Annotated in this window: 5 protein-coding genes and 1 pseudogene; 1 reads left to right on the top strand and 5 read right to left on the bottom strand. The window is 61.7% G+C overall.

Going from position 1 to position 5,389, the window contains the following annotated elements:
• Positions 1-142: 142 nt before the first annotated feature.
• Genes fusA through rpsL form a run of 3 tightly spaced genes read right to left on the bottom strand, consistent with a single transcriptional unit; the run spans position 143 to position 3,133 of the window.
• On the bottom strand, positions 143-2,266 hold the full coding sequence (gene fusA, locus V7Q53_RS22900) for an elongation factor G (RefSeq protein ID WP_333831305.1): 2,124 nt from the start codon (positions 2,264-2,266) through the stop codon (positions 143-145).
• Positions 2,267-2,278: 12 nt separating this feature from the next.
• The gene (rpsG, locus tag V7Q53_RS22895; RefSeq protein WP_333831303.1) at positions 2,279-2,749 is read right to left on the bottom strand and encodes a 30S ribosomal protein S7; all 471 of its coding nucleotides are present in this window, start codon (positions 2,747-2,749) and stop codon (positions 2,279-2,281) included.
• Positions 2,750-2,761: 12 nt separating this feature from the next.
• Positions 2,762-3,133, bottom strand: coding sequence for a 30S ribosomal protein S12 (rpsL, locus tag V7Q53_RS22890; protein WP_109534093.1), 372 nt, complete (start codon positions 3,131-3,133; stop codon positions 2,762-2,764).
• Between the two features lie 343 nt (positions 3,134-3,476).
• Between rpsL and V7Q53_RS22885 the strand changes: the two genes are divergently transcribed.
• On the top strand, positions 3,477-4,280 hold the full coding sequence (locus tag V7Q53_RS22885) for a putative rhamnosyl transferase (RefSeq protein ID WP_333831302.1): 804 nt from the start codon (positions 3,477-3,479) through the stop codon (positions 4,278-4,280).
• Between the two features lie 5 nt (positions 4,281-4,285).
• Here V7Q53_RS22885 and V7Q53_RS22880 read toward each other — a convergent pair whose 3' ends face one another.
• Together V7Q53_RS22880 and V7Q53_RS22875 are read right to left on the bottom strand one after the other, a co-directional pair.
• Complete coding sequence (locus V7Q53_RS22880; RefSeq protein ID WP_333831301.1) at positions 4,286-5,089, bottom strand: glycosyltransferase; 804 nt, start codon at positions 5,087-5,089, stop codon at positions 4,286-4,288.
• 11 nt (positions 5,090-5,100) lie between these two features.
• Positions 5,101-5,389, bottom strand: a pseudogene (locus V7Q53_RS22875) (EamA/RhaT family transporter); the annotation flags it as partial.

Below are 5,389 nucleotides of genomic sequence, written 5' to 3'. Positions count from 1 at the left end.
CAATGGTCCCGATGTTCACATGCGGTTTGTTACGTTCAAACTTTGCCTTCGCCATGATGGCATCTCCTTGTTCGTGTAGCGGTGGCGGCGGGGTATCCCCGCCCTACGGGGCGGTAGGGCGGGGTTCACCCCGCCACACCAATCAAGCGTATTTCTTCTGAATCTCGTCCGAGATGTTCTGCGGCACGGCTTCATAATGGTCGAACTGCATCGAGAACACCGCGCGGCCCGAAGACATGGAGCGCAGGTTGTTGATGTAGCCGAACATATTGGCCAGCGGCACCATGCAGTTGATGACATTGGCATTGCCGCGGCTGTCCTGACCCTGAACCATGCCACGACGGCTGGTCAGGTCACCGATGATCGAACCGGTGTATTCCTCAGGTGTCACCACCTCGACCTTCATGATCGGTTCCAGAAGCTTGGCACCGGCCTTTTTCAGACCTTCGCGCATCGCGGCACGGGCCGCGATCTCAAAGGCGAGAACCGAGGAGTCGACGTCATGGAACGCACCGTCAATCAGCGAGACCTTGAAGTCGATCACCGGGAAGCCAGCCAGCGGGCCCGAATCCATCACCGACTTGATGCCTTTTTCGACACCCGGGATGTATTCCTTCGGCACCGCGCCGCCCACGATCTTGGTCTCGAAGCTGTAGCCTTCGCCCGGCTCGGTCGGCTCGATCACCAGCTTGATGCGGGCGAACTGGCCGGTACCACCGGTCTGCTTCTTGTGGGTATAGTCAACCTCGGCCTTGTGGCTGATGGTTTCACGATACGCCACCTGCGGTGCGCCGATATTCGCCTCGACCTTGAACTCGCGCTTCATGCGGTCCACCAGAATGTCCAGGTGAAGTTCGCCCATGCCCTTCATGATCGTCTGGCCCGATTCGAAATCGGTTTCCACACGGAAGGACGGGTCTTCGGCGGACAGACGCGCAAGCGCGATGCCCATCTTCTCCTGGTCAGCCTTTGACTTGGGCTCGACCGCGATCTCGATTACCGGCTCGGGGAAGGTCATGGTTTCCAGAACCACAGGCTTCGCCGGATCACAGACCGTGTCACCGGTCGTCGTGTCCTTCAGACCTGCCAGCGCGATGATGTCACCCGCAAAGGCTTCATCGATCTCTTCGCGGTTGATGGCGTGCATCATCATCATGCGGCCAACGCGCTCGCGCTTGCCCTTCGTCGAGTTCAGCATCTGGTCACCCTTTTTCAGGGTGCCGGAATAGATCCGCGTGAAGGTGAGCGAGCCGACAAACGGGTCGTTCATGATCTTGAACGCCAGCGCCGAGAAGGGCGCGCCGTCATCGGCCGGACGCTCGATATTGCGGGTTTCGGTCTCGTCGTCAGGCGAGAAACCCAGCAGCATCGGCACATCGACGGGTGCGGGCAGGAAGTCGATCACGGCGTTCAGCAGCGGCTGCACACCCTTGTTCTTGAACGCGGAACCCGCCAGAACCGGGAAGAAGGTCAGCGTCAGCGTGCCCTTGCGGATCAGCGAGCGCAGGGTCGCCTCGTCGGGCTCAACGCCCTCCAGATAGGCTTCCATGGCGGTGTCGTCCATGTCGACGGCCAGCTCGATCATCTTGCCGCGCCATTCGTCGGCCAGATCCTTCAGTTCGTCACGGATCGGCTGACGGACCCAGCTTGCGCCGAGGTCTTCACCCAGCCAGACCCATTCTTCCATCTTGATCAGATCGATGATGCCTTCCAGCTTGTCCTCGGCGCCGATCGGCAGAGCGATCGGGCACGGGGTGCCGCCGGTGCGGTCCTTGATCATCTCGACGCATTTGAAGTAGTCGGCGCCGATCTTGTCCATCTTGTTGACGAACACGATACGGGGAACCTTGTAGCGGTCAGCCTGACGCCACACCGTTTCGGTCTGCGGTTCAACACCGGCGTTGGCATCGAGCAGACAGACCGCGCCATCGAGAACCGCCAGCGAACGCTCGACTTCGATGGTGAAGTCAACGTGCCCCGGGGTGTCGATGATGTTGAAACGGTACTTGGTTTCAGACGTCCCCTCGGTGGACGGATCTTCCTGGCGCTGCCAGAAAGTGGTCGTCGCAGCCGAGGTGATGGTGATCCCGCGTTCCTGCTCCTGCTCCATCCAGTCCATGGTCGCGGCGCCGTCATGGACTTCGCCGATCTTGTGGGACTTGCCGGTGTAGAACAGAATCCGTTCGGTCGTCGTGGTTTTACCCGCGTCGATATGCGCCATGATCCCGAAGTTACGGTAGCGCTGAAGCTGATACTCGCGTGCCATGGTGTCGGCTCCTTACCAGCGATAGTGGCTGAACGCTTTGTTTGCGTCGGCCATCTTGTGGGTGTCTTCGCGCTTTTTCACGGCGGTGCCGCGGTTGTTCACCGCGTCGGACAGCTCGCCTGCAAGGCGCTCTTCCATCGTGTTCTCGTTGCGCTTGCGGGCGGCGGTAATCAGCCAGCGGATCGCCAGCGCTTCGCGGCGCTCGATACGGACTTCGACGGGCACCTGATAGGTGGCACCGCCGACCCGGCGCGAGCGAACCTCGACCGAGGGCTTGATGTTGTCGAGCGCCTCGTGAAAGACCTCGACCGGTGCGCGCTTGAGCTTCTTCTCGACGCGGTCGAGCGCATTGTAGACGATCGATTCGGCAACAGATTTCTTGCCGTCGATCATCAGGTTGTTCATGAACTTGGTCAGAACCTTATCGCCAAATTTGGCGTCAGGCAGGACTTCGCGCTTTTCGGCGGCGTGACGACGCGACATCTGGGTCTCTCCTTACTTCGGACGCTTCGCGCCGTATTTCGAGCGGCGCTGGCGACGGTCCTTGACACCCTGGGTATCCAGAACGCCGCGCAGAATATGGTAACGGACACCGGGAAGGTCTTTTACACGGCCGCCGCGGATCAGCACCACAGAGTGCTCCTGCAGGTTGTGCTTCTCACCGGGGATGTAGCTGATGACCTCATAGCCATTGGTCAGGCGCACTTTTGCAACCTTCCGCATGGCCGAGTTCGGTTTTTTCGGCGTCGTGGTATAGACGCGCGTGCAGACGCCACGCTTCTGCGGGCAGTTCTCCAGGTGCTGCGACTTGGAGCGCTTTACTTTTGGCTGCCGCGGCTTGCGGATCAGCTGTTGGATCGTCGGCATTCGATTCGCCCTATCTTGCAACCCGTTCACCCACCACTCGTCAGCGGGGTTTCCGGGGGCAGTTCGCATTATGGTGCCCTGCGCGTCCGCAAAACACAAAACCGCATGCGTTTCCGTATTTTCGGAAACGCCGCGGTGGAATTCCAGAGGATCGAGGCGCATTCGCCCGGATCGTGACCACTTAGTTCTCTAAAGCCCCCGGCCAACATCAAGACATAGCTGACCCGGGTGAGCGCCGTATAGGGGGAGTCGCGGGGCTTGTCAACACAGCCCGCAATGACAGATTTGCCTCAGGCGCAGCGCCATGTTAGCCAGAACGCCAGTCGGGCAACAAGAGGGTGCCATGCAGGTTCTGGGGCTCTGTCGTTTCTCCTATCCGGCCATCGGCGGCTTTCAGACCGAACATGAAACCATCGAAGAGCGGGTGCGCTTTCTGTATGAAAAAGAGCGCCTTGATGAACGCTTCCGCGCGTTCGAGGCAATCACCCTGCCCAGCCTGAAGGCGCAGTCCGACCCTGACTTCACGCTCATCGTGGTGATCGGCACCGATATGCCGGGCGCGCGGCGTGAGCAGCTGGAAGCACTGCTGAAAGGGCTGCCGCAGACACTGCTGCGGGTGATGCCGCCGGGCCGCCACCGCTCGATCATGGGGCAGATCATCAATGAGGCGCGGCAGGGCGATGACCGGGCCTGTATCCAGTTCCGGATGGATGATGATGATGGCGTGGCCTGTGATTTCATTGCCAAAACCCGCGCCGTCGCCCAGGACACCGCCGCGCTGCTCGCGCGCCACCGGCTGACCGCCATCGACTTCACGCGCGGCCATATCGCCCAGCCGACCGCGCGCGGCATCGTGGCGGAACCGACCGCGCGGCAGTATTGGGTGCCCAGCCTGTCGGTGGTGGCCCGCCCGCGCGAGACGCTGACAGTGATGAATTTCAACCATGTCAAACTCTGGCAGTTCATGCCCACGATCACGCTGAAAGACCCCGACATGTATGTACGCGGGATCAGCAACTGGAATGATTCGGGTGTGCGCTCAAGCGCGCAGGCCGCGCTGCTCGATGAACCGGGCGAGGCGCTGTTCCGCACCCGTTACGGCATCTGCGCGGACCGGGTGCGCGAAATCTATCGCGGGGTTCCCTGACGCGGTCAGGGCCGGATCGCGCGCAGCATGTCCAGCGACTGGGCAAAACGCCCGGTCAGCAAGCCCTGCAGTGCCGCGTCATCATGGGTGATCACCTGCCCTGAGGCGAAGGGCTCTGAATCATTGTCGCGGTGGACACTGCGGATAAACGCGGGCGTGACCGCATCTGTGTAGAGATTGAAAAACTGCCCGAGATGGCGGTGATTGCGCGAAAAGATCGTCGCCGGATGTTCGATTGGTGCCACGAGTGTCGCGGCGATGCCCAGTGGCGCGCGCTCGATCACCTGATAAACCCGGCTTTCCGCCTGCCCGACCTCCAGAAAGAAGCCGCTGTTGAAAGCGATCACCACCGGCTGATCACCGCTGATCGCGGCCAGCGGCCCGATCATCGCCTTGAGCCGCGCAATCACATCCAGCGCCAGCGCGTCGTCATCGTCCAGGCGGCTGGTGGCCAGATGCGTGTGGCCGGGGCGCCGGGTGCGCTCATAGGCCAGCTTGGTTGCCCGGAACATCGGCAAGGGCGGCAACGCGACGATGCGGGCATCGGCCAGCGGGGCCGTCAGCCGTGCCAGCCTTTTCCGGGCCTCGGCAGGGAAATCCTTGCCGATCAGAAAGACTGCCGTAAAATCAGGGTCTGTCTGGCGCAGCAGCGAAGGAAGCGCCAGCGCCTCGAACAATGCGAAGCGACGCTCCAGCCGGGCAGGATCATAGAGCAGCGCGCGGCTGCTTCCCGTACCCCCCAGCGCCGCCCGGAACCCGTTCTGGGCGACATAGGAGAAGCGGATCAGAACTGATACCTGCGCCTTCACCCGCCCCTCCTCTACAGCCGTGCCAGCGCGCGCCGGGCCCTGTGTTCGCGGTACAGGGTGAAAATCCCCGTTGCGACAATCAGCCCGGCCCCGGCCAGTGTCAGCCCGTCAGGCCAGTCACCGAACATCAGAAAACCCAGAACCAGCGCCCAGACAAGGCCGGTGTAGCGAAAGGGCGAGATCACGCCCAGATCGCCCAACCGCATCGCGGTGATCGACAGAAGATACCCCGCCACAATCAGCAGCCCCGCGCCCCCCAGCGCCAGCTGCACCCCACCCGAAAGCATCACCCACCCCAAC

Source organism: Pararhodobacter sp. (genome assembly GCF_036802785.1).
GTDB lineage: Bacteria > Pseudomonadota > Alphaproteobacteria > Rhodobacterales > Rhodobacteraceae > Pararhodobacter.
Note: the sequence above shows the minus strand (reverse complement) of the source record. Positions and strands in the feature narration are given on the sequence as shown.